At 56.1% G+C, this 24,212-nt stretch carries 17 protein-coding genes; 7 read left to right on the top strand and 10 right to left on the bottom strand.

The genetic code is table 11. From position 1 onward, the window contains the following. Positions 1-20 precede the first annotated feature (20 nt). On the bottom strand, positions 21-2,456 hold the full coding sequence (locus CEJ42_RS12655) for a catalase (RefSeq protein WP_088751301.1): 2,436 nt from the start codon (positions 2,454-2,456) through the stop codon (positions 21-23). A gap of 1,403 nt (positions 2,457-3,859) precedes the next feature. Here CEJ42_RS12655 and CEJ42_RS25030 point away from each other — a divergent pair. Further along, complete coding sequence (locus CEJ42_RS25030; RefSeq protein WP_165774428.1) at positions 3,860-4,033, top strand: hypothetical protein; 174 nt, start codon at positions 3,860-3,862, stop codon at positions 4,031-4,033. 236 nt (positions 4,034-4,269) lie between these two features. After that, on the top strand, positions 4,270-4,953 hold the full coding sequence (locus CEJ42_RS12650; RefSeq protein WP_129587712.1) for a Crp/Fnr family transcriptional regulator: 684 nt from the start codon (positions 4,270-4,272) through the stop codon (positions 4,951-4,953). Between the two features lie 516 nt (positions 4,954-5,469). On the opposite strand, the gene CEJ42_RS12645 is transcribed toward CEJ42_RS12650, so the two are convergent. The 5 genes from CEJ42_RS12645 to CEJ42_RS12625 all read right to left on the bottom strand — a co-directional run bounded on the left by CEJ42_RS12645 (position 5,470) and on the right by CEJ42_RS12625 (position 17,032). After that, positions 5,470-5,709: a hypothetical protein gene (locus CEJ42_RS12645; protein ID WP_088751300.1), complete on the bottom strand. Its 240-nt coding sequence runs from the start codon at positions 5,707-5,709 to the stop codon at positions 5,470-5,472. Positions 5,710-5,924: 215 nt separating this feature from the next. Then, entirely contained in the window at positions 5,925-6,647 is a 723-nt protein-coding gene (locus tag CEJ42_RS12640) for a Crp/Fnr family transcriptional regulator (RefSeq protein ID WP_088751299.1), read from the bottom strand. Positions 6,648-6,800: 153 nt separating this feature from the next. Further along, entirely contained in the window at positions 6,801-7,367 is a 567-nt protein-coding gene (locus CEJ42_RS12635; RefSeq protein WP_088751298.1) for an FxDxF family PEP-CTERM protein, read from the bottom strand. Positions 7,368-7,780: 413 nt separating this feature from the next. Beyond that, positions 7,781-8,161, bottom strand: coding sequence for a hypothetical protein (locus CEJ42_RS24515; RefSeq protein WP_129587711.1), 381 nt, complete (start codon positions 8,159-8,161; stop codon positions 7,781-7,783). A gap of 210 nt (positions 8,162-8,371) precedes the next feature. Beyond that, positions 8,372-17,032: a GH36-type glycosyl hydrolase domain-containing protein gene (locus CEJ42_RS12625; RefSeq protein ID WP_243397854.1), complete on the bottom strand. Its 8,661-nt coding sequence runs from the start codon at positions 17,030-17,032 to the stop codon at positions 8,372-8,374. Positions 17,033-17,845: 813 nt separating this feature from the next. Here CEJ42_RS12625 and CEJ42_RS12620 point away from each other — a divergent pair. Then, positions 17,846-18,040, top strand: coding sequence for a hypothetical protein (locus CEJ42_RS12620; RefSeq protein WP_088751296.1), 195 nt, complete (start codon positions 17,846-17,848; stop codon positions 18,038-18,040). Between the two features lie 526 nt (positions 18,041-18,566). Here the strand turns inward: CEJ42_RS12620 and CEJ42_RS25240 are convergent. Beyond that, positions 18,567-18,941, bottom strand: coding sequence for a hypothetical protein (locus tag CEJ42_RS25240; protein ID WP_243397853.1), 375 nt, complete (start codon positions 18,939-18,941; stop codon positions 18,567-18,569). Between the two features lie 387 nt (positions 18,942-19,328). Next, positions 19,329-19,637 (bottom strand): hypothetical protein, encoded by a 309-nt coding sequence (locus CEJ42_RS24510; protein ID WP_129587710.1) that lies wholly within the window; start codon positions 19,635-19,637, stop codon positions 19,329-19,331. A gap of 423 nt (positions 19,638-20,060) precedes the next feature. Here CEJ42_RS24510 and CEJ42_RS24505 point away from each other — a divergent pair, with 423 nt between their 5' ends. The 3 genes from CEJ42_RS24505 (at position 20,061) to CEJ42_RS12605 (ending at position 22,432) form a co-directional block, all read left to right on the top strand. Beyond that, a complete protein-coding gene (locus tag CEJ42_RS24505) occupies positions 20,061-20,612 on the top strand; it encodes a hypothetical protein (RefSeq protein ID WP_129587709.1) in 552 nt (183 codons plus the stop codon). Positions 20,613-20,672: 60 nt separating this feature from the next. Beyond that, the gene (locus tag CEJ42_RS12610) at positions 20,673-21,392 is read left to right on the top strand and encodes an XAC2610-related protein (RefSeq protein WP_088751295.1); all 720 of its coding nucleotides are present in this window, start codon (positions 20,673-20,675) and stop codon (positions 21,390-21,392) included. A 782-nt stretch (positions 21,393-22,174) separates the two neighbouring features. After that, the gene (locus tag CEJ42_RS12605; RefSeq protein WP_088751294.1) at positions 22,175-22,432 is read left to right on the top strand and encodes a prevent-host-death protein; all 258 of its coding nucleotides are present in this window, start codon (positions 22,175-22,177) and stop codon (positions 22,430-22,432) included. Between the two features lie 85 nt (positions 22,433-22,517). On the opposite strand, the gene CEJ42_RS12600 is transcribed toward CEJ42_RS12605, so the two are convergent. After that, entirely contained in the window at positions 22,518-22,799 is a 282-nt protein-coding gene (locus CEJ42_RS12600) for a helix-turn-helix domain-containing protein (RefSeq protein WP_088751293.1), read from the bottom strand. A 541-nt stretch (positions 22,800-23,340) separates the two neighbouring features. On the opposite strand from CEJ42_RS12600, the gene CEJ42_RS12595 reads away from it, so the two are divergent. Next, positions 23,341-23,577 carry a hypothetical protein gene (locus CEJ42_RS12595; RefSeq protein WP_088751292.1) on the top strand — a complete coding sequence of 79 codons (237 nt, stop codon included), beginning with the start codon at positions 23,341-23,343 and terminating at the stop codon, positions 23,575-23,577. A gap of 221 nt (positions 23,578-23,798) precedes the next feature. Here the strand turns inward: CEJ42_RS12595 and CEJ42_RS12590 are convergent, their stop codons facing one another. Further along, positions 23,799-24,212, bottom strand: coding sequence for a hypothetical protein (locus CEJ42_RS12590; protein WP_088751291.1), 414 nt, complete (start codon positions 24,210-24,212; stop codon positions 23,799-23,801).

Genomic DNA, 24,212 nt, shown 5'->3' with positions numbered 1-24,212 from the left:
CATAGCGCCAACAGCACATCTCACGCCAACGCTTCGCGGCCTAACTCACGCGGTCCTGCCAACGCTTCGGTGAATTGCTGCAATAGCTCATCCAGCAACTCGGCGTCTCCCACGGCCAACGAGAAGTCGTCGTCGCCATTGGGCAGGCGCTCTGGGAGTTCCGCTTTGTCGATCACCATCATGGCCGTTCCTAGCGCCAAGATGGGCTTACAGTGGCGGTACTGATCACGCAGGAAATCAGCTACCAGCGGGTCGGCCGCCAGAAGCGTCGATGCTGCTTCGCCGTCGACGATCGCCACTGCGTCGTACAGCGCCGACGGGGCGGCCGACAGTGTGATTTCGACTTGGAGCAGCTTACCCTTCGAGCAGCTCACCGCACCTAGAGTCTGGCCCACCAAGCGCGGCACGGCTCCTTTCTGCAACAGGTGTTCGTAGATATCCGTCAGCGCCGCGCCGTCCACGCCGTCAGCCACCAGCAACGCGACACGTTTGGTTGCAATACCTGTCTCGCCAGGATAGGCGCTTAGAGAAAGTGCCGGAGAGTCAGAATATTCGGCAGGCGCGTCTACCAACACAGGGGCTGCTTCTGGCACTGCGAAACCCAGCCCTTCGGCGATCTGCTGCGCCAGCATCGGGTCGACATTGACCAGCAGCGACACCACACGCTGGCGTATCGCCGGCGTCTGCACCCGAGTCAGCTCGAAGCGGAAGGCATTGACGATGTGCAACTGCTCGGCCAGAGTCTGACTCTTCCAGAACAGCTTGGCTTGTGAATAGTGATCAGCGAACTGTTCTGGCTTGGCACGGATCTTGTCGCCGTCGACGGTCTGTGGGATGCTGCGGAAGCCCGCCGCTCCGGCTTGGAACGGACAGCCGCCGCCCAGCGAGTTGGGTTCATAGGCCACGCGCCCGCGGTTGATCGCCTGGCGGTGCATACCGTCGCGCTGATTATTGTGTACCGCACGCAGCGGCGAGTTGATCGGGATCTCATGAAAGTTGGCCCCGCCCAGGCGACTGATCTGCGTATCCAGATAGGAGTGGATACGCCCCTGCAGCAGCGGATCGTTGGTGAAGTCGATGCCGGGGACAATGTGCGCGGTACAAAAGGCCACTTGCTCAGTCTCGGAGAAGAAGTTGTCGGGGTTGCGGTTGAGCACCATGCGGCCCACCGGCACCAGCGGAACCAGTTCTTCGGGCACAATCTTAGTCGGATCGAGGACGTCGAAGGGCAGCCCATCGGCCTCGTCTTCCGAGAACACTTGCAGGCCCAACTCCCATTCCGGCGCAGCGCCGGCCTCGATGGCTTCCCACAGGTCGCGTCGGTGATAGTCGGGATCGGCGCCGGCGATCTTCACCGCCTCGTCCCAGATCAGCGAATGTGTTCCCGCCTTGGGCGTCCAGTGAAACTTACAGAAAACAGACTTGCCTTCGGCATTGATCAACCGGAAGGTGTGTACGCCGAAGCCCTGCATCATGCGATAGCTGCGCGGGATCGCACGATCCGACATTTGCCACAGCAGCATGTGGGTGGATTCCGGCATCAGCGAGACAAAATCCCAGAACGTGTCATGCGCGCTGGAAGCCTGCGGCATGCCGAAATGCGGTTCCGGCTTCAAGGCATGCACAAGGTCTGGAAACTTCATCGCATCTTGGATGAAGAACACCGGCATATTGTTGCCCACCAGGTCCCAGTTGCCCTGATCGGTGTAGAACTTGACCGCGAAGCCACGTACATCACGTACCGTGTCGGCCGAGCCGGCGCCGCCGGCCACGGTGGAGAAGCGCGCGAACACCGGAGTACGCTTGCCGTCTTCGGAAAAGGGCGCCGCGCAGGTCAAGTCGGCCAACGTCTTGTAGCACTCGAAGTAACCATGCGCGGCAGAGCCGCGTGCGTGCACCACACGCTCGGGGATGCGTTCGTGATCGAAATGGGTGATCTTTTCGCGCAGCAAAAAGTCTTCCATCAACGTTGGCCCGCGCAGTCCAGCCTTGAGCGAATTCTGATTATCTGCCACAGGCACGCCTTGGTCGCTGGTGAGCACCTGGTCGCTGTCGTCGGCACGCACCCGATCCAGCGAGCCAGCCAACGCGTTGGTGCCGGGCACCGGGCTGCCCCCCCCGGTTTTGGCCGAGACGTGCGCTTCGGTCACAGTGCTGGAACCCACATCGGGATCGGATGACTCGACCGCGGTGCCCACCGGTGCCACGGCATGCTGCAATCCAAATTCGCCGGACTTATTGGGATTGTCAGGCATGGCGGCAGCAGTCGCATTAGAACCTGCGATCTTACGTAACAGATCCGAGGGCGAATGTGTGCCCGCGGAAAATGCCGGTTTGCCGTCAGCCGGGCCGGAAACTGTGCTCAACAACGAACCTGAGCTCAGGCAACTGTTCTTGGCGCGGGAAGCTGAGGAGGGCGAAGCGGATTTTTCTGCAGGGGATTTCTTGGGCGACATGGCGGACTCTCGTATGGATTGTACGGGGAAGCTGGCTAGGGACATGCGAGGAACGCGCATGAGGGAACGAGAAGCTTAGGCAGCCACCGCGTCGCTGGGAATAAGACGCTGCCGCCAAGCATGGTCAGATACGATGAAGAAGAGCTTGCATCAGCGACGCTGGTAGTCGGCTTGCTAGCTCGATCTCGGCGAATGCTCCTGCATTTTTCCTTACGCGTCGCCATCACGGCGCTATCATGAAGGGCCCAAGCATAGCGAAATATAGTTTGGCATTCCGTCTTGTCGCGACTGCATGCGCGTACTATGGGGACTAGTAGAAGCGCCTTCCTCCGCCGCGAATCGTTCTCCGTCCCAGGCGTCAGCCAGCTGTCATTCGCCCCAGCCCGCCATTCACATCCAGTTTCACTCATTCGTCGCAGCGACGCTGCTGGGGCAATGCACGCTTCATCCTGCGTGTTTGCCGGGTGATCTGATTGCAGATCTACTTTCATCTAGGAGAAACATATGTCCAAGCCCACCTTACATGGCCCCGTCTTCCATGCCCTGCGCGACATCGCGCGGCTAAGCGTGACATCTCTCGCCAATCTGGCGGGTGCCATCCTGCAAGGACCGCAGCATCTTGCTGCGCTGCCTATCTGCGACCGAGCCCATCGAAGGCCGTCTTCTGCCGCCATGTCCAAGCTAGCGGTAGCATCAAGTCCACCCGGAACAGGTATGACGCCGCCGCCCATAATGTGCCCTTGGCAACCGTCCCAGCGGGGGGAGTTCGACATCGGCAACAGAATAGGTATCGAACGCACCTGAATCCTCCAGGCGCAAAGAATCCGCACCAGAGATCCATGCATGTCGCAAAACATCGAAAGCCTTCAATGCGCGAAGACTGCGCCTGATGGCATGTGCAAAAAGGCCCCCGATTCCGAGGTGTGTATAGGGGAAGGAACCGAGGGCTTGAAATCCGGATTTTTATCGGAAAGGGGGGGTAACAGGGCAACCTGCCATGCATACAAGGTACTGCCGCGATCGGAAAGTGCCTGTGCGGTGTCGAACATACGACGAGAAATAGGCCCTTTCCTCATCCGACGAAAAGATCGCGTCTCAACACGGCGAACATGGTTGTGTCGGCATCAACCGGCGTCAAGCCACGTTGCCCACTGGTGACGCTTTCCCCGCAGCCGCACTAGGCTATGCATTTTAAGGAGAAGATCATGGCATCGCTTACCCGTCCCAAGTACCCCGGGGGCAGCTCTGATTGGGCGGTCAGCGACCGTTGAACGCACCGGCCGGTATTCAAAAATAGGACTTGGTGGCGTGTTGGCGGAAGAAGCAAAGCAGAAGAAGGAACAGTTACAAGAATGATCCACAGTTTCCCGTGGTGCCTCTCTGCAAGAACTGAGGAAATATCAATGCATACTAAATACAACGAAAGCACTGCCCCAATGAAAGATCTGATGACGGTGGCCCCCATCGATCCTTCATTGCACGCTGCCCTCCTACGCGACAGGGTGGCTGTGCGTAGACTGATTGAAGATTTAATGGAAGCTGCCAGGCAGCGCCGGGAAGAAACTCTACAGGATTGAGGAGTGCGACGACCTAGTGGCAATCATCCAATTGATGGTCCAGCCAAGTTACTCTTTCCGCCAATTCGTAGCGGTTTCTTAACCTTTTCGAGCCATTAATTCCCCTAGTCATTAACGGCCGCGTATGTTCGTTAACGGACGGTGACAAATATACAAAAGGGTCATACTCCATTCATTGAAACGGCAGCACGACCTGCGCTCTGCCTGTTTTTGGCTCCCATTACCTGAGAGATGAATTGGAAAATGACCAGAACCATATTATCGCGTCTCTATCCCAAAATGATCGGTCACATCTGTTAAAGCAATGTACTTTGGTTGACCTTCAGACCGGGCGGATCTTGTCGACGTCCGGGGCTAACCAGATTTACTTCCCAATCAATGGACTGATCTCCATCCTTTCGCTGGGAGATGTGACGCCGAACTTCGAGGTCGGCATGGTCGGTCGTGAAGGCATGTACGGGATCCCCTTCGCGCTAGGCTTGAAGTCCACCGATTTTCACGCCTCGGTACTCTATCCAGGCCAAGCATGGAGTATTTCCACCACGGTTTTCCGCACGGAATTGCACCACAATAGGGGACTACAACTGGCGCTGAATCGATACATCAATATCGTCATCGAGCAACTCTATAACACCTGCCGCTGCATCAAATTCCATACCCTCTCCGAGCGCCTCGCGAAGTGGCTCCTAATGAGTCAGGATCGCTCCAATGCCCTCGAATTCTCAATCACTCAAGAAACGCTGGCATCGTTGCTGGGAGTGCGCCGGGTTGGCATCACCGCTGCGGCCAACCAGTTACGCAGCAATGGCATTATCGAATACAGCCGCGGCCACGTGACCATTCTTAACCGTAAGCACCTGGAAAAGCAGGCGTGTTCTTGCTACCTCGACGAAACGAAGCTCTACACGAAGACGCTATAGCACGCTCACGCTGCGTCGACGCACGGCCACTCGTGTGCCCACCTGCACGAACTGGCATGAAAAACGGCCACGACAGGATCATGTGGGACTTCCCGCACACGTGTGCGCCATTTTTAGACTCTCCCGACAGGATCAGGCGCTGCAACGCTTTGAGAAAGATGGCCAGATTCGCCTGCGAATACACTCCAATGAGTCGGTAGATATCCCCGTGTTGGTTACCGATTGCAATCAACAGATATTTCTCCCACGCGGTTGGAGTCTTGACGAAACGTAGTTCAAATTTTTCCATCAGGTTGCCGTCAAAATCACTGATGAAGACGCTACAGGTCAGTGCGGTTGTATTAAAAACTGCCTCTCGATTCGCGGCCGGCCAGCTTCAAGAAAGCACTAAGCCATTACCCCCCATTCTATCGCCAGGCCGGACGGCACTCTGTTCGCTACCCAACATTGCCGAGCCGGCAGCGAAGACATCATCCGCTTTTTCGTCGGACCTCTGCCAGCTACATTCCTGCAAGCTTACCCATGCATCTCGTGCTTCTCTATCTCGGTGTGGGCGCGCTCGAACGCATTTTGGAAGGCCATAGCGCAGGATCTTGCTCGCTGGTCAATCCATTCTGAAAAAATGGATTCACCACCTGCCGCAGAAATCTTGGTGAGCCGTCGTATGTTGGTGAAGGAGTAAAAATGCACACCGAAACTGGTCACCGTGACCTCGATCTGAAATCCTTTGAAGAACTTGATGCGGCTGGTGTGCATGCCCGAACTCCTGCAATCGGCAACGTGCTCAAGACGAGTGATATCTGCCGGCCATTGGCACGCTGGCAGATCGAACGTCTCACTTCAATCCGATCATGCCCGTTACTTTGCGTGCAGTCAGTGCGTCAGGCGACCGAAGGCGCCGGGTCGAACTGCCGAGCTCCTGCCAGTCGGCAAGCCCCACACTTATGTGCTGGATCGAAGTAGCAGGACCATCATTTGCCGGATGGCGCCGGCGGCAACAAACGGCGTGTCTCCTTTCTGACCACCGCGTAGCATTCGCAGCACAGTTCTTCCAGTCTTGACCGATTCAGTACCGTTAGCCGCCCCCTGCTGTACTCGATCACTCCTTGCCGCTGCAGCTTACCGGCCGCCTCGGTGACCCCCTCACGCCGCACCCCCAACATGTTGGCGATGAGCTCTTGGGTCATGGTCACCTGGTTGCCGGATAGCCGATCCAACGACAACAAAAGCCATCGGCACAATTGCTGGTCGATGGAATGATGGCGATTGCATACAGCGGTCTGCGCCATCTGCGTCAACAGCGCCTGGCTGTATCGCAGCATCAGATGGAGCGTGCCGGTATCGCGATGGAATTCCTCTTTGAAGCGGCTGGCCGAAAGACGATAGGCGCCACCACCACTTTGCACGATCGCTCTGCTGGGCGTACTTTCTCCTCCCATCAGGATGGCGATGCCAATGAAGCCGTCATTCCCCACCACGGAAATCTCAGCCGACGCACCGTCTTCCATTACATACAACAGGGACACGATGGAGTCAGTCGGGAAATAGACATGTTGCAGCGTATCGCCCGATTCGTAGAGCACCGTTCCTAACGGAAGGGAGACCCATTCCAGTTGAGGAAGCAGGCGTTGCTGCACCTCTGGCGCTAACGCGGCCAGAAGGTGGTTCTTTAATGGAAAATCCGGAGTAGACATGCGGCAATCCAATTGGGTAGAGGGAGATCAGGCAGCTATCGGGAAACAGCGATGGACTCGGAATTGTCCTATGTTCGATACCGGACGCATGAATGCGTTCAGCATAAAAAAACTGCCCGCAAGGGCAGTTTCAACACTCTTCCGTTTTGCCATTTATGCCGGCATGAGGCCGCTTGAGTTTGTCTCATGCATGGCCGATTTTCGACGACGGCGCGCTGCGGCGAAACCGACCAAGCCAAGCCCGGCCAGCATCATTGCCACAGTGGAATTCTCCGGAACCGCTGCCACGCTGATGTTGCCGCCGAAGCTGCCGCCATTCGTTCCCGTGACCTTGCCGATCGCTGACAGGGTGTACAGGCCGGCAGTGAGATTGGAGGCTCTCAACGTCCAGGTCTGCAGGCCCGAGCTGGAAGTCATAGAGCCAGTCGCGGTCACGCCGTTTCCGCTCAGGGTGAAGCTACTGATGTTGAGGCCCGAGATGGAGTCCAAGGCGATCGAGATCACCGCAGAAGAAACGTTGAAGACGGTACCTTGTTCGAAAGTGAAATTCTCGGTGAAGGTCTTACCTGTGGTGCCGGCTCCATACGAAGCACCAATCGACGAGCTGGGCCCGTTGAAAGTGATAGTGGAAGTGTGGTTTATGTCGGTCGATGCATGGACAGCGGTGCTGGACAGCATCAGGGAAACGGACAGGAATACCCCTGAAATGACGTTTTTCATTGAGTGACCTCTAGGTGAATGTGGCAACGATAGGGGAAAGCGATCTGCTACGATTTGATTCTTGTCGGCGCCTTGGGAATGCCCAGAATTGGCACACTTATTTGAATGAACAGTGTTTACGATGGATGGAAAGCCATCCGCCGTTCACTTTTTTCCTCCCGGAGGAAGCATCTCCTTTTCGGGCATCCTCCATCTGTTCGCCATCGAACATTACGAGAATATTTTTATACTTTCCCCGTAGCGCGCCTTCTGAAGCTTTCTCGGAGACACTTATACGAGTTCGAGCATGAGTGTCTACAAAGCATCGATAGATGAAAACAGCGCCGCGGCGAACATGATGAACGCTGCCGCTCTTGCCTCCAGCCATGGCTGATTACGTCGCGATGTGCAAGAAAAAGCGCGAAGACTTGTGATCAGAACTTCTGATCGGCTTTTTTCTTAAGAGTCAGCAGCGGCCGGCCGCGAAAGATGTCGCCATCGCGATACAGTTCTGTACCGGCATCGCTTTGCTGACCGGCCTGGCGACGCCGGATCTGCTCCATGGTAGATTTGCCCTCGGTTTCCACAATGTCCGCGACGAGCGTCGCTTCTACCGACTTCTTGGGAACATCCTCCGATACGATAGGATTCCCAGATACATGCATAGGCGGATTACTGCTGGGCCAGTTGGCGATCGACTCCAGTCGGCGCGTTCGCTTCTTGCCCAATTCGCCATCGGCCGCGTGCGATTTTTTGTCGATGTTTGTATTTACGCTCTGGCCTTGGGAATGGGCGGAAAGATCGGGATAAGACATATGCACTCCTAGTCACGGTCAATGTTGCGTCGGCGGGCAGACCGTGATGTCCGTTGCGCTTGGGGCCCCTGCATCTTCCAGCCTGACGGCCAGTTCAACGCTGAGGTAATGCTGGATCATGCGCCGCCGTTGAAGGTCTTGATGTAGGCGCAACTCCTGTAATGTGGGCGAAGGTGGCGTAATCGTTGTTTTCCAGGACACGAGGCACGATCAACGGCGCAACGTGATCTCCACGCGATGCACTTGACCGTCGTCGATTAATCTTATCGAGGGCGCGGTTTGCAAGACACCGTCCACCACGTAGCGGTAGCTTAGTTCCGGCCCTGTTTGTTCCATTTCCTGCGCCACGTCCTGCTCTGCCATGGACCGCTGCACAATCGCCAACCGATAGAGCGTACTGTGATAACGGTAGTCCAATCGATAACTGCTCCACTCCGCTGGCAGGCATGGCCGCACGCTCAGCACCTCGCCGAGAACTTCAAGGCCAAGCAAAGATTCAATCAACAGTCGATACATCCAGCCGGCCGATCCCGTATACCAGGTCCAACCGCCACGTCCTACATGCGGTGCGGCGGCATAGACATCGGCCGCCATCACATAGGGTTCCACCTTGTACACGTCGACTTCCTCCGCATTGCAGGCGTGCATCAACGGATTGATCATGCGCATGACGGTCCATGCGGATCGACCGTCTCCCATCCGCGCAAAGGCCATGGCGGCCCAGATGGCAGCGTGCGTATATTGGCCGCCGTTTTCGCGCACACCTGGCACGTAACCGCGGATATAGCCGGGGTTCTGATCGGATTGGTCGAACGGTGGATCGAGCAACTGAACTACGCCATGCTGCTCATGGACTAGGCGGCGACTGACCGCATCCATCGCCGCCCGGCTCCTGCCTGGCATACCGGCGTCGGAGAGCACCGACCAGCTCTGAGAAATCGAATCGATACTGCATTCAGCGTTCGCGGCCGAACCGAGCGGACTACCGTCGTCGAAATAGGCGCGCAGGTACCATTCGCCGTCCCAACCATTGGCCTCGATGTTTCTGTGTAACAACTCTGCCTGCTCTCGACAATGCATCGCAAACTCCTCGTCACCACAGGTAGTGGCCACATCGGCAAAGCGCATCATCACTTCGTAGAAGAAAAAGCTGAGCCAGATGCTCTCGCCGCGCCCCTGATGGCCGACCTTGTCCATGCCGTCGTTCCAGTCGCAGGAGCCCATCAACGACAACCCGTGCACACCGAACCGCAGCCCGTGCCGTATCGCCCTCACACAGTGTTGGTACAGGGATCCGGATTGCGTCGAGCGCAACGGCAGGTCGTAGTAGGAGTCTTCATCTGCGCCCAGAGCCCGGCCTTCGAGGAAGGGCACACTTTCCTGCAGTACACCGATGTCGCCAGTGACGACGATGTAGCGGCAGACCGCCAGCGGCAACCAGAGATAGTCGTCGGAACAATGGGTTCGCACGCCGCGTCCGGTGGGGGGATGCCACCAGTGCTGGACGTCGCCTTCCAGGAACTGGTGGCCTGCGCATAGCAACAGGTGCGAACGCAGCAGTTGTGGTTCACAGTGCACCAGCGCCATGGCATCCTGCAATTGGTCACGAAAACCAAAAGCGCCACCGGATTGGTAGAAGCCGCTGCGCGCCCACATTCGACAGGCCAGCGTCTGGTAGAGCAACCAGCCATTGGCCAGCAAGTCAACCGCCGGCTCAGGCGTGGTGATGCGGATCGCACCCAGCGTGCGCTTCCAATAGCGCCGAACCGCTTGCAATGCTTCAGCTGCGGCGGCACTTCCCCGGTGACGTGTCAGCAGCGCCACTGGATCGGTCTCACGCGTGTCTGCCGCACCCATTACAAACACCAATTCCCGCTCCTGGCCCGGATTCAACTCAAAAGCTACCTGCAGCGCCGCGCATGGATCGAGACCGGCACCGCTCTTGCCTGACAATCGTTGCCGCTTCAAAGCGGCTGGGTCGTCCAACGCGCGGTTTCGCCCGATGAATTCTTGCCTGTCGGCGCTGACAGACTTTACTGCATCGACATCGAAGAAGGCCAGTCGATGCGGAAACTCGGTGTTGTAATGATTGCGAGCGAACAAGGCGCCCGTTACCGGGTCAATCTCGGTGGTGACGTGCATCGCAGTCTTGGCTCGCAAGTCGCCCAATACCCATTCGACATAACCGGTCGCCGATAGCTGGCGTTGTCTGCCCGACTCATTGCGTACGCGCAGTACCGAATACTTGATAGCGGCATCCAACGCCACGTACACGGTCAGTTCGGATGTCAGGCCGTCCTCATAGTGTTCAAATACGCTGTAGCCGAAGCCATGACGTGTCAAGTATTGACCCTCACCGCACTTCGGGAAGGGGGCTGGTGACCAGCATCGTCCGTTGTATTCATCGCGTAGATAAAATGCCTCTCCGCCACCGTCGCTGACCGGGTCGTTGTTCCAAGGTGTGAGCCGGAATTCATGCGCATTGTCACTCCAACTGTAGGCCTGCCCGCTTTCGGAGATGACAGTGCCGAAGTGAGCGTTGGCGATGACGTTGCTCCACGGCGCGGGGGTACGATGCACTTGGTCCGTGACGATATGGTATTCGTCGCCGTCGATGTTGAAACCGCCAGTGCCGTTCCAGAACAGAGGTGCCGCGGCGACATGATTGGAGGGAGTTGCAGGATCGGACGAGTCCACCCGGTCTTCAGCGTCGAAGCTAAGCGGCGACCTGACCGTCAGCAGCGGTAGCCGCGGCTCAGGCCGCTCGCGTTGGTTCAACTGCTCGGCTAGCGAGCCGTTGCGGTCACTTAGGATGATGCGCGCCACGGACTGGAACAGTGCCTTGTCCTCGTCCGAGATCTGGTCGAGATGACGCACGAAAATACCACCCGGGCGATCAATGGCATGCGCTCCGGTCACCGAGGAAATCAGCCCTAGGATCTGGTCTTGCAGTACTTGCCGGTATCCGGCATGGTCTTCGTTCCATATCACCAAATCCACCGCCAGGCCCTTGGAGCGCCAGTAGGCGTGGGCTTGCACTAGTTGGCGTACCAGTTCGACATTGGCCAGGTCGCCCACTTGCACCAGTACGATCGGGAGATCACCCGAAATCGAATAGCTCCACAGTGCCGACTGGCCACGCTGGTTGCGCGCCAGGATGGCGACGTCCGCCCGTAACAGCGAATTGGCGTAGATCACCGAACTGGCCAAGCGCGCATAAAGCTGGGCGTCGGCCTCGCTGGCATTGAGCTGGCGCAGCACCACTTGATTGTGCGTCCAGGCCAATTCGACCACTCGGGTACCTAAGTGGCGGTCCTGGTATTTCTCAGCCAGCCCCAGGCAGGCGTCCCGCGTGGATGCCGCGCCGATCACCATGTCAATGGTGACCGGCTGGCCAGGAGCCAGCGTAATGCGATGGCGAATTGCCATGATGGGATCAAGTACCGAGCCTGCCGTACCCGACAAGGGGCCGGCGCGGCGTAACGCATCTGGAGAAACCGGCGTATTGGCTCGCCCGAGGAAGGCAAGCCGATCGGTTTCATAAGAGGTCTCTTCGATGATCGTGCCATGCACGGCCATCAGGTGAAACATCCACGGCACACTTTCTTCGGGTGATCGCGCTCGCCGTGTGCACAGAATGGCGCTGTGCGTTATATCGATCTCCGTTTGCACGAACAGGTTGCTGAAGGCCTGATGCATCACGTCAGCGGCAGCTGGAGCCAGCACTACCTCGGCATAGCTAGTGAGCTCTATGGTGCGAGCGACAGTGGCATGGTTCACGATCTTCGTACGGCGCAACTCGATATCATCCTCGGGTGAGACCAGCACTTCGGTATGCATCTCGAAGTTCCTGTCATGGCGTCGGAATTCAGCGCGTCCTTCGGAGAAGATGACTTCGTAGAACGAAGGTTCCATCCGCGTTGGTTGCGCTGTAGTTGACCAGAAAGCGCCGTCGCTCAGATCGCGTACATAGCAGAAGGTCCCCCAATGATCACGCGTACAGTCCTCGCGCCAGCGCGTGATGGCCAGATCCTTCCAACGACTATAACTGCCGCCGGCACTGGTTAGCATCAGGTGATAGTGTCCGTTGGAGAGCAGCTGCACCTCGGGCACGCGAGGATCACCGCGGTGCATGACGCGAATCGGCAGCGTCTGGTCGTGCGGCGCTGAGCGCACATCGGCTAGATCAGAGGCCGACGAGTAACTGGACCCGGCGCGGGGAATGCGTTCGTGTAGCAGCGACATCGTCGCCTGGAATATGGGAATGAACTCAAAGCGCTTCTGCATCGGCCGGTCCAACAGCACGTATGCCAGCGATAGCAGCGCCATCCCCTGGTGATGCGCCATGAAGGAGCGCACAATGGTCTTGCTTTGTCCACGTGCCAGGCGTGATGGCGTGTAGTCGATGGCTTCGTAAAAGCCATAGGTTCCCTCGAAGCCTGCGTCCCTCATGTCTAGCAGGTTGGTGCAAGCGCGCTCGGGCGCGATCATCAGCGCCATGATTGACGCGTAGGGCGCTACCACCAGATCGTCCGCCAGGCCCCGTTTCAAGCCAAGGCCGGGAACGCCAAAGCTGCGATACTGGTAATTCAAGCTGGCGTCGAGAGCGTTGTAGCCAGACTCTGACATGCCCCAGTACACACCGCATTCCATGCCGTAATCGATCTGGCGCTCCACGACCGCACGGTAAGTCTGGTCTAGCAAGGTGCCTCGGAATGTGGGCATGATCAGCAGCGGCATCAAGTACTCGAACATCGAGCCGCTCCAGGAAAGCAGGATAGGCTCGCCACCGGCCAGAGTGAGCTGGCGTCCCAACGCGAACCAACTGTCCTGAGGTAATTTTCCTTGGGCAATGCCGACGAAGGTCGCCAAGCGCGCCTCCGAGGCCAGCAAATCATAGAAACCGGCGTCGCGGCGGCGCTCATTGACGTTGTAGCCGATTGCTAGCAGGTGGGTGGCCGGGTCATAGAGGAAACCGTATTCTATGCTTGCGAATTCGTTGCATTGCCGGACCAGCGTCGCGATCTCGTACATGCGTGCCGCGGCTAGCGAGCTGGCTGCCGTGATCGCCACCTGCAGTTCCCGCGCCTGCCGTGCATGCTCTTCATCAGCCACTGATAGGATTGTCGCCAGCTGCTTGCGAGTGAGAATCTCAAGCTGGGAGATATGACGCAGACTCAGGGGCGTTTCTAGCATGGGGACGAGTTCAGAGAAATCCGATTGCCAGTCGGGTAGCCCCGGCTCGCTTTTCATTCGCAGCCAGGGGGCCAGCGCCTCGAGCTCGTCCAACGTGGCGCGGCACTGTTGTGCCAGGACGCCTGTCCAGCGGAGTATCTCCTGGCACGAGGCGACCGTGGCGGGCGATGCGGACTGCAGCGCCGCGCCGCCACACTCGCCTCGTCGCCAGGCATCGTCGAAACTGACGGCCTGTTGCCATACCAGGTACAACATATCGTGGCTTGAGCTGGCGTGGCCGGGCACGTCGCGGCAGGCGTCGGCTATGTTCGCCAGCAACATAGCCGGCAGTGGCAGCGCCGTATCGCAGGTCAACTCCTCCAGAATGGCGCACACATCGGCCAGTCCCGCGAACTGGCGAGGATGCATGGTCGGCGCGTCCGTCAGTGCCTCAAGGCCCTGCGACAACGTCAATAGGTTGCCAGCCAGGTTGCCGCTATCGACCGTAGACACGTAAGTCGGCGACAAGGGCTGCAGGCTCCGGGTATCGTACCAATTGTAGAAATGTCCCCGGTGGCGGTCCAGCAAGGCTAGGGTTGCGAAAGTCCGACGCGTGCGCTCGATGAGTTGCCCGGCTGGAATGTAGCCGAAATCACAGGCGCTCAGGTTGGCCATCAGGCTCATACCGATGTTGGTTGGCGAAGTGCGACGCGCCAATACTTCGACGGGGTGTTCTTGGAGGTTATCCGGAGGCAACCAATGATCATCCGGCCCAACCCGTTCTTCAAAGAACAGCCAAATCTTTCTCGCTAGCATACCCAGATAGTGCTTCCTGCCAGTACCGAGCTCCATGGTCTCGCGCGGCAGGGGGCAGCTCAGGCGCCAAGTAGCATACGGTGCCAGCCACCATGAGATCAACACTGCCGCCGCTGCCATCAGCGCAGCCGGATGCATGGCATCGAGATACAGCGCTGTCACGAGTGCCAGGGTCGGACCGGGCCACATCTGGCGATATGCCGCGCGGAGGTGACCATCGGCGTGCCTGTCCACGTCATCCGAGCTGCGCCAAGCGAGCAGGCGGACGTGCGAAAGATGCAGGCGCCACTGCGTGCGCACGATCGCGTCCACATGCAGCCAAGCCTCATACGGCAGCAGGGCGACAGCCAGCGCGACCTGCGTGATCTGGGTCAATGCGGCCCGTGCTGAGGCCCATATATGCTGGCGCAGCCGAGTATCAGGAGCGACGCTGATCAGGCTCAAAAGCAGCGCGCACAGCGCAGGGGTAAACATCAACGCCAGCACGCACAAGGTCCAAGACCATGCATTGGAGAGGAACATCCATCCGATGATCGACACCACGGTCAGCGCCGGCGCCACCAAGCTTCGGCGCAGGTTGTCGAACAGCTTCCAGCGCGACAGCGCAGAGAGTGGATTGCTCTGTCGGATTTCCTTGCTCGGCGGGCCCGGCCCAGTATCCGCCGTCGGCACTGTCGGCATCAACCACGCCGCGATTTGCCAGTCGCCCCGTATCCAACGATGACGGCGGCTGGCATCGGTGCGATAGCGAGCCGGATAGTGTTCGTTGAGCTGAATATCGCTGACCAGCCCACAGCGTACGTAGCATCCTTCCAGCAGATCGTGGCTGAGAATGCGTCGTTCTGGCATGCGATGGCGCATGACCTGCTCGAAGGCACGTACGTCGTAAATGCCCTTTCCGATGAAAGAACCCTCGCCGAACAGGTCTTGATACAAATCTGAGACGGCCCGCGTGTAGGGATCGATACCAATGTCGCCGCCGTACAGCAGTTCATAGCGCGAGGCTTGGGCGCTTGGCGCGCTGACGGCGATGCGTGGCTGCAGCATCCCGTAACCTTCGACGATGACGTTGCGAGATGCATCATGCACCGGCCGGTTCAGCGGATGGGCCATGGTGGCCACCATTAGCCGCGCGGCGTCGCGCGGCAGCGCGGTATCGGCGTCTAGGGTGATAACGTAGCGGATGTTGGCTAGCCCTTGGATGTCGCCGACCACCAGCGAGAATGCACCAGCGCCTTCGGTGGCACCGGTTAGCAACGCGTTGAGTGCCTCCAGCTTGCCACGCTTGCGTTCGTACCCCATCCAGGCGCTTTCGCCGGAGTTCCACAACCGAGGGCGATGCAACAACAGGAAGTAGTCGCCGTCGGCGCGTGGATACTTGCGGTTGAGCCGCTCCACATGTTGCGTCGCTGCCAGCGTCAGCCAAGCATCGGCATCCCCACGTTCGCCTTGTGCATCAGTGTGGTCGGTCAGCAGGCAGAACCGCAGATGGCGCTCCTGGTTTGCCAAAAAACGAACTTCCAATGCATCCACCAGTTCCTCGACGCCGGATGGCGTCTGCATCAGGCAAGGAACCACGGCCAGCGTGGCCAGCTCGGGTGGAATGCCGGTGGCCAGATCCATGCGTGGTAATAGGACTGGTGTGACTAAGAGCGACGCGACCCAGTTCACTAGCGATTGCGCCAACTGGCTCACCGGCAACAGCGCTAACAAGGCGAACAGTGTTATTCCTAGTGCGGGCCAAGCTTGCGCACCGCCACGCGCGGCCACGGCCAGAAGGAGCCATTCGATAAGCAAGCCCAGCGCCAGCAGGCTACCAAGGTATAGCGACAGGGCATGCGCCACCCAGGTACGGTGGACGCAATCGCGCCAAGAGCGGCGCATTCCTGCAGCTTCCTCCAGACGGTAGCGGCCGGCGCCGATCAGGTAGTAACCTACGTGTGCGCTGCGGTGGGCGGCTCCGGCCTGCCCGCTGGCATGACGGGCCAGCCCCAGTGCCCGGTCGGCTACGGCGCTTTCCGTTAACCAGCCGTCGCGCGCAATCTTTTCCACGGCATGGCGATAGCGATCACGCGTTGCAAAATCCATTCGTGCGTAGACGTTGGCTGGATCCTGGCGCAGGCTATGTTCCACCTCGCTCATCGTCTCGACAAATTCGTGCCAGTCGGTGCTGCTAAGCAGACGTAGTGAGCCGATTGTGTTGCTGATCGAGACCTGATCAGACGCTTGACGCTGTCCTTCCCGTTGGATCAGGGTTTCAATGCTGTCGCCTCCCGCGGCCAGGCGTTGCGACAGCCAAGTCAACGGCAGCGCCAGCGCCAGCGTGGCGTTGCGAGCCTGAAGGCGTCGCACCAGTTCGGCCAGGAAGGCGCTGTCTAACGATGGCTCTGAGCGTGCCATGTCCGCAACCACCAGGATCAGGTCTTCGGGAGCCTGTTCGGCCACTTCCAGCATAGTGTCGGCCCACCGACGTGCCAAACTGCTATGGTGGTGGCTAGCTGCCAGGCGAGCCGCCACGCGTCTGAGATTCTCTATTAACGCCAAGCGCAGCATGATGGGAATGGCCCAGAGCTCGCCGAGGTTGAGCGTGGTGACCTTCTGGTAGGAGGCGACGAAGCGACTGAGACTTTCGGGGTCGACCCGGCCGTCGCCGTGCGCGATGGTCTCGAGCGCAATATCGTAGACCCGTGGTATGCCATCCCGATGCCCATTTTTGAGCTGCGGCAGGGCTTTGCTGTAATGCTTGGGAAGATGGCGTTTGGCGGTGCGAATCTGCTCTTCGATGAGGTAATAATTATCCAACAACCATTCCGACGCAGGCGTCACCTGCCGGCCCTGCTTGATGGCGTCGGTGAGCAGGGCGCAGGTGGAGACTATCACGCCTTGGTTTTCCGATAATCGCGACAGCAGCCGATCGGCATGTTGTTCCGAACTGACGGCGTGAGCTCTGGCCAGAACTTGGCCATGGTGCTCCATCTGCTGCGCGCTGAACAGTTCAGCGCGTAAGGGCAGTTCTTCTTCCGAAGCGCTAGTCGATGCGGTTACGATGTGTCTCTCCTACGAACAAGATAGCCACCTAGATTCTCGAAAAGGCGCCGCCAGATACCAGGTGATCCACGTCCTTCCTGGCGCGCTCGAACGCTCGCTCAAGCGCCACATGAGCCTCTTGGGCAGTCCAGTCAATGCGTTCGTCGCACACCCCGCTGATCGACGGCGTCTGTCTTGGGCGACAACGTTCGATGCAGGTGAACGTTCTAAAATTTCCACCGACTGCAGATACTGTGATTTCGATCCTGAATTCCTTGTAGATTCGTGTTTCCGACATCGAATGCCTCCTGACGCCCTTGGGCGCTTACTTTATTGGCCCTGACCGGGCGCGCGTGAGGACTGAGAACATCTCCATGCCGTGAAGAATGACAAGTGTTCCGGAGGTCGTTGCCCGGATGACGGCCAACCTTCACGGTAGTCCAATAACAGCGTCTGGTATGTACGGTGACAAACATAGCGGACGCAATCTGGTATCGCCTACAAGCCACTGGAATGACTGATTTTTCGGATGGCCAGGATGACTACAGTTACATAGGCCTTGCACCTACATCCGCTGGTTTCCAATAGGAACAGCATGTCTCATCGTCGGCGCATGTATATCGGAGGCGCGGGCGAATTGCCAACCGGCGCTCAAGGAGAAATGACATGTCCAGCAACAATCAACGCAGCAAAGACAGCAGCACCGACAAGAAAATGGCGGCCGCAGGAGGGAGTAGCGGCAAGACTGTCAAGTCCAGCCACGATAACGACGGCGACTCAGCAACAGGCGGCAAGCAGTCGGTCGTAGCGAAGAAGCAGAACCACTCGACGTCTCACAAGACGGATGGAAAGAAATCGTAGAAAAAATCCCCGGGGCCGTCGAAAGACGGTCTTGTCTTTTGACCGGAGCTGTCAATGGATACCCCTTATAACCCGCCACATCCCACCTATGGCTATGCCGCGAACCAGTACATAGGTGTCCAACGGCAGAATCGATTCGACATGGCAATGGACGCGGCGCTGGACGACGCCTTGGGAAGCACTTTTCCACCCGCGAATATATCTTGGGTACGCTTGATCTGGCGGCGAGCCGGAATAATACGTAGCCCATTGGCGGAGAAGCGGCTTAAATTGGGATGAACCGTATCAATTCCCTTCCTCGATTTGAGGATCAGGGCTACAAGAACTCCCGTGGCGAGTTAAGGACCTAAGGACGAGAATGAAAGTTGGGCCAAATGGAGGAGATCAAATCCGCGAGAAAACCGACAGTCCAACTCCTATGGCAAGGACACGCCTGACGGCACTGGTCGTCGTGTCGCTGAAAAATTCTCGGATATTAGAATGACCGCAATTGGCCGGAACCGGACTACCTCAAGAGAGGTGGATGCTAAACGGCGTAGGCAAACGTCGTCACTTGCAATTGGGGTTGGAGATGTAGCCGGAAACCATAGGGGGCAGGACTAGTCGTGTCGTAGCGGCCGGTAAATAAATTGGCTGCAGAAAATTCTATAAATTTTCCGCGCTTATCGTTGATGACGCGTGCACCAGGACAGTCTATTAACTGCAAGTGAATCACCGGTTCAGCGATATTTTCGACCGAGAGCGCGAGTTCGACATCTTTGTTTAGCGGCCAGATCGTTAGGTCAAGACGCAAAGACGCCCGTTTAACGACATATCTGTAAGAAGTTTCGTACTCGCCAATTTCAGGGATGACTTCCAACGCATATAGAAAATCTAGGGGATCCCAAGAAAACTCTTCCATATTATGTTCTCGAACGAATGAAATAAGAATGCTAGTTCGCAGTCATGCGATATTGGCTCCTGGCCGCTAGTAGACCTCGTTGAAGTAAATTCAAAGGAACGACTATTGCGTTAGAACCGTGTGGTAGTCGTGAACCAAGAGTCTGAGAGATATATAAGTCAGAATTGAGCTTCGTTATTGGCCCTTTTCGCGGACTTAAATTAATCGCTGAAATTGTATGGTTCTAGTGCTGATGCTAGCAAATGGCCAAATCCCCCCGATAAGGCCGGCCCCCAAGGTTCCATTTCTCCCCGAGATCACGGAACGCTTGGGGGTGTTTCTGTGCCCGCAACATCCATGGCCAGAAAATGAAACCTGCACCAGGAAGCCCTGTCGGGCTACTATGGTTTAGAACTCTACCGAAGGTATTGGAAATCTCAGTTCCTGCGGTAGAAGAGCATTCACTCCCTCGGTATATTTTCCTATGAAGTCATTGCTGACGTCTCGATCAAGATGAGAGGTCAAGCGCACAGTATGCACATCCGTCACTATGCGCCGGAAATCTGGATTGTCCTTTACGAATGGAATTAGCGACTGCAGAAGGGTATTGTGAGCTTCACGGATAGCAATGTGACTCTCGAGAAGTTTTGCCATTTGAGCAATTTGAATGCCTTGCTCTTTAATAAGTGCGTATGCGGCAGCTAGGTCTTCAGCCATTCTCCCTCCCTGTTATCAATTTGATGATGCACTACTTAAGGCCTTTTGGCATTCTAGTGGGAGAACAATATTTTTGACGGGTGCAGAATGCCTCAAGAAAACTTCTCGTACAGAGAGCGATTGATCCAGGTGGAGGCAGTTCAGCCGCTGTTTGCGGACGGCTGGCTATGGCGTATCAGCATTGACGGTCGAATCCAGACGAGTATCCATCGGACGTTCCAAACATCGTCCCAGCAGGCGTTGACATGCGGACGTCAAGAAGCAAAGGATATGGTTGATTCCAGATCTTGGAAGTGAATGCAATCCATGAAACGTCTATCGTCGTCCTTATATCTCCGGTCGCCACCCGCGACGGTATCTACATCCTGCACTCAAAGCTCTTTCTCTTACCGGCCAGAAGCCGACTAAATCATTAATTCAAGCATGCGAATCAACGTTCTCCGCCAAGCCTGCTGTTCTGCTGATGACCAGGCAAACGAGCTTCAAGCCGTCTATGAGGTTGACTCAAAAGCTACGATGGAAACCCTGCTATTAACAATATGTGAATCAGATTTCCTACAGTATTCATCTACCAACGACCGATTAAGCGTCGAGATTGACGATCGCCAAGTTGCAGAGGTTTATCCCTCTTCTCCTCCGACCTGGGCAGCCAATATCGGACCAAAAACTCCTGTTAAATGGCTTGTGGGGGATAGGACGTTGCATTTCAATTTCCGGTTGAAGAATCGCCACTTGGATTCGCCGTTGATTAAAAAACCGTCTTTGAATACAAAGACCAACATGACGCAACCCGATCGCACCACATATGCTGTCATCAGTGCTCTGATTGCCTTTGGGGGGGCTTGGTTGGCACTAAATACCGTTTTGGCACCTTACTATCTCGAAAGCCAGGAACAATGGCTTATATCTCTCTTGGCAGCTATTGCGGGTTATATGGCCGGGCGCAGTATCAGCCGGTCTAAAACCGATTTGTAGATCGTGCGTCGACTATCGGCCACAAGGAGCCGTCTTTGAAAAAGAAGGATCAATCGAAAAATGAAGAGCATATTGTTCTCGGTCATGTTTTCTCTATCTTCATTGGCGCAGGCGGCGGTTGTCGTCGTACCGCAGATCTCTGGGAAATACTCCGCGAGAATCCAAATTAATCAATGTGACAAATACGCGTGCAAAGGATCAGCCAGGGTCTCCTTATTTAGTCTAGAAACGCACGAGAAAATTGTAGAAATTGAGTCGGAGGACTTTAGCATCAGCGTCAGTAGAAATTCCAATTCAAACGAAGAATCGTTCACTGCGACAGACGACGGCGATATAGTCATCGGAGATTTCAATTTCGATGGACATGACGACGTCGCAATTCAGAATGGTCACAACGGCAGCTACGGCTACGCCTCTTATGACGTCTATACATACGACGCAAAAAGACAGGTCTATTCATTGAATTTGGAACTGACCAGACTTACGGGCGGAGAGTATCTGGGGATGTTCCACGTAGACAAGAAAAGAAGACGGCTTCTTGCGTATAACAAGGCTGCCGACCGCGCCTTTTCTAGCTTTGAATTCATCTCCGATGTTCGAGGCGTGAGAAAGACCTGCGAGAAAAGTGAAATTTGGGATATGTCGGATAGCCTAGTGAAAGTCACGGTGAAAACACTTGAGCACAATAAGTGGCTCACACGAGAACGGTCTTTTTCTGATGACCTCTATGATTTCAATAAGATGGCAGCGCGGGGAAGATGCGCTTTTCTAAATCAGTAGAGGCATCTCTTCATGTCCGAAAACGGCCAGAATCCGGCATAACTGGCTATGTGGATGCACTCTGGTGTTCAGCTTGGTCATCATCATCCTCTTTCGGGGTCTGCGCCTTCGGTGCCGGAACATCTCGTGGCTCCAGAGGCGCGGCGCCGAGGGATAAAAGCCACATTACGAAACACCCTAGAAGGATTAATACGAGTACAAGCAACAGCAGGGGGATAGCCATTGCAATTGGTGAAGCCAGCATTCTTCCTCCACTGGGCTTATAAATTGGCTAGAGTTTATATCCTTGGTCTGCTACCGGCCAGTAGCGGCCCTACAGATATAAATGAAATGTGCAGTAATACTCGGTGCTGGTGCCGACGGCCAAGCGTCTGGAGTAAGGTCGTTTGGCTCGAATGGATTGAGTCGAGTCACCTTTGCAGGCTAGAAATTTATTTTCAGCAATGCAAGATGAAAAAAACGGAGGCCGGAAATGGAGAAAGCCCGCCAGAGGCGGGCTTTCGCTTACGTTTTGCCTGAAACTCGACAGCCGACTAGAACCGTTGTCGGGGATGAGGGCTGCCAGGCGATTGAGATAAATCTTATCACACCGCGTTTAGGACTGCTATCGGCCGCTTTGGCGGGCCGTTTCTATTCCGACTCCGGAAACCACATGCTAGGGGCATAAGCCTGATATCAACCGTAGTGCAGATAACCGTATAATTTCTTCCTGGTGCTGCACACCTCTCCATCCGGTAGATTGTTTTGATCTCTGACTCGGCACCGCACCGAAGGGGTTCCTTATGCCAATTTCCTATTTGTCCAACCAAGAGCTTGCCAAAGATGTGCACACTGCACTTTGCGCAGCCGAAAAAGGTCCGGTAGTAATTATCCGTGACGGCACCGCCCCTACGCATGTCCTCTTGAGCTTTCAGGATTACCAAGAATTGCTCACACGGCCTCGCAATATCGCGGCGTCACTGGCAATGCCGGAAGTCGAAGACGTTGATTTCGACGTGACTCGCGTTGATATTCAATTGCGCAAAGCCGATTTCACATAAGGTAAGCGATAAACGCAATTCATCAGCCCATCTAGTTGCATCTACTAACACCTGCGTCACTCACTATTACGGGTGTGTAGCGATGCTATTTCTCCGGCACGGGCCGCCCGCGCCGAGGCGGCAATTCCTTTTCAGTCGATCTGAGTTCTTCCTCGTAGATTTGAAAGAGCTCTAGCATGGAGAAATTCAAGGCGAGGGCAATTTTCTGTAACGTTGTGAAGGAAGGATCCTTTTGGGCCAACTCGACCAGACTCACATAGCTTCTTTCCAATCCCGCTTCAAACGCCAACTCCTCCTGCGTCAGTGAGGCCTGATTTCTCAGGCGACGCACCGCTCTGCCAAGGGCTTTACGATACTTCAGCTCCACAGTCCGCCTTTAATTCTGTCAAAAGACAGAATTTCGCGTTTATAATTTGTTTTGTATTCGTACTATAGAGCGCATTAATGCCATCGCTCTGGCGGGCGGTCGACGTCATGCTGCCAGGGGAGGGCGCTACCAAAGGGTTTTATTCGTATGCTTCAACGAAATATGCTGTCGATCATGGTCGCACTAAGCTGCCTCGTCGTAGCTGGATGCGAGAAAGGCTCCGTTGACGGGCCAAAATCAGAAAACTATTTCAGTCAGCATTCTGACGAAGCTGAACTAGTGGCCGGGACATGCAGGAACATGGAGAGCGCGGAGCTGAGCAGGATGTCGCCGTCTGAGCGGCTGGCTTGGGAAGAGACGGTTCAAGGCGTCAATTGCCGAAATGCCGTGCAGGCTCGTTCGGACAGCAAGTACTCTGACTATCAGCGGCGCATGCGGGAAGAGGCGAAAAAGTATCAGTAAAAAGGATGACGTAGGTCGTCGGAGAAGCGCACGCGGTGCCGGACACTGTGGGGCAAAAACTGGCGGCAGTAAGGATAGTATGGATCAAAGCGATATCAGGCCGCGTTCGACTTACATCGGTAATGGTGGCATCACTCGGACCGTTCAGTCCATCAATATGGATCTTGATGGCCGCCTGATTGTCTACTGGAGAGCCGTGCGCCCCAAAAAAAGTACGGAGCCAATTGCAGACGCTGAGGTGCTCGAGCAATTTGCGGAGTGGGCAAAGGCGATCAAGGACTCACAATCGAGCGACCTTCAGCACTATTTCTCTTGAGTGCACTTTGGCTCCAGAGGCAATGCATCCGCTTCAAGTATCGCCTCGTGGCATGTCCAGCAGAAGAGAAGCAGAATCTGCGTCGATCACATTTTTTTCGTACAGAGCTAGACCCAAGCGTCTGATCTCCCCTGGAACGAGCGTAGCCTTGGTCGTCCTACGGTCAGACCAAATGCCAGATTGCTCTGGCTCCGAAGCATGGAAAATCGCTGTTCTGGTATTTAGGATTGCAACTTCTTTTCTACGAGAGGTCTCATTAACTGCTCGCGCTTGAGACCATGTATCGAGGCATTGTATATAAATCGCTGAGCAATCTCTGCCATTTTTACAATCTCGGCCTTTAATTGATCGTTCTCCTCTTGTAGTTTGGCTATTCTTTCCATTGCCTCTAGAGTGGTCCGAGGTCGCGTCACATTGCTGATTCTGTCCGCTTCAGATCGTAGCTGCTTCTTTTTAACTTTGTAGGCGTTCACCAGCGCCGGCTTTTTGTGTAGGGCTTGTCTGGTTGGCTCATAGCCGAGGATGGTCCGGGTGCCGATGCAAATTGTCTCCCACTTGAACGGCTCTTTTTTTGGCCAGTTTCGTATCATCTCGACTATCAACTGCACGTCTTTGTCTGTAATTGCTCTGGGCAT

The sequence above is a fragment of the Herbaspirillum robiniae genome (assembly GCF_002213415.1).
GTDB classification, from domain to species: Bacteria; Pseudomonadota; Gammaproteobacteria; order Burkholderiales; family Burkholderiaceae_D; genus Herbaspirillum; species Herbaspirillum robiniae.
The sequence above is the reverse complement of the archived record's forward strand: the minus strand, read 5'-3'. Positions and strand labels throughout refer to the sequence as shown.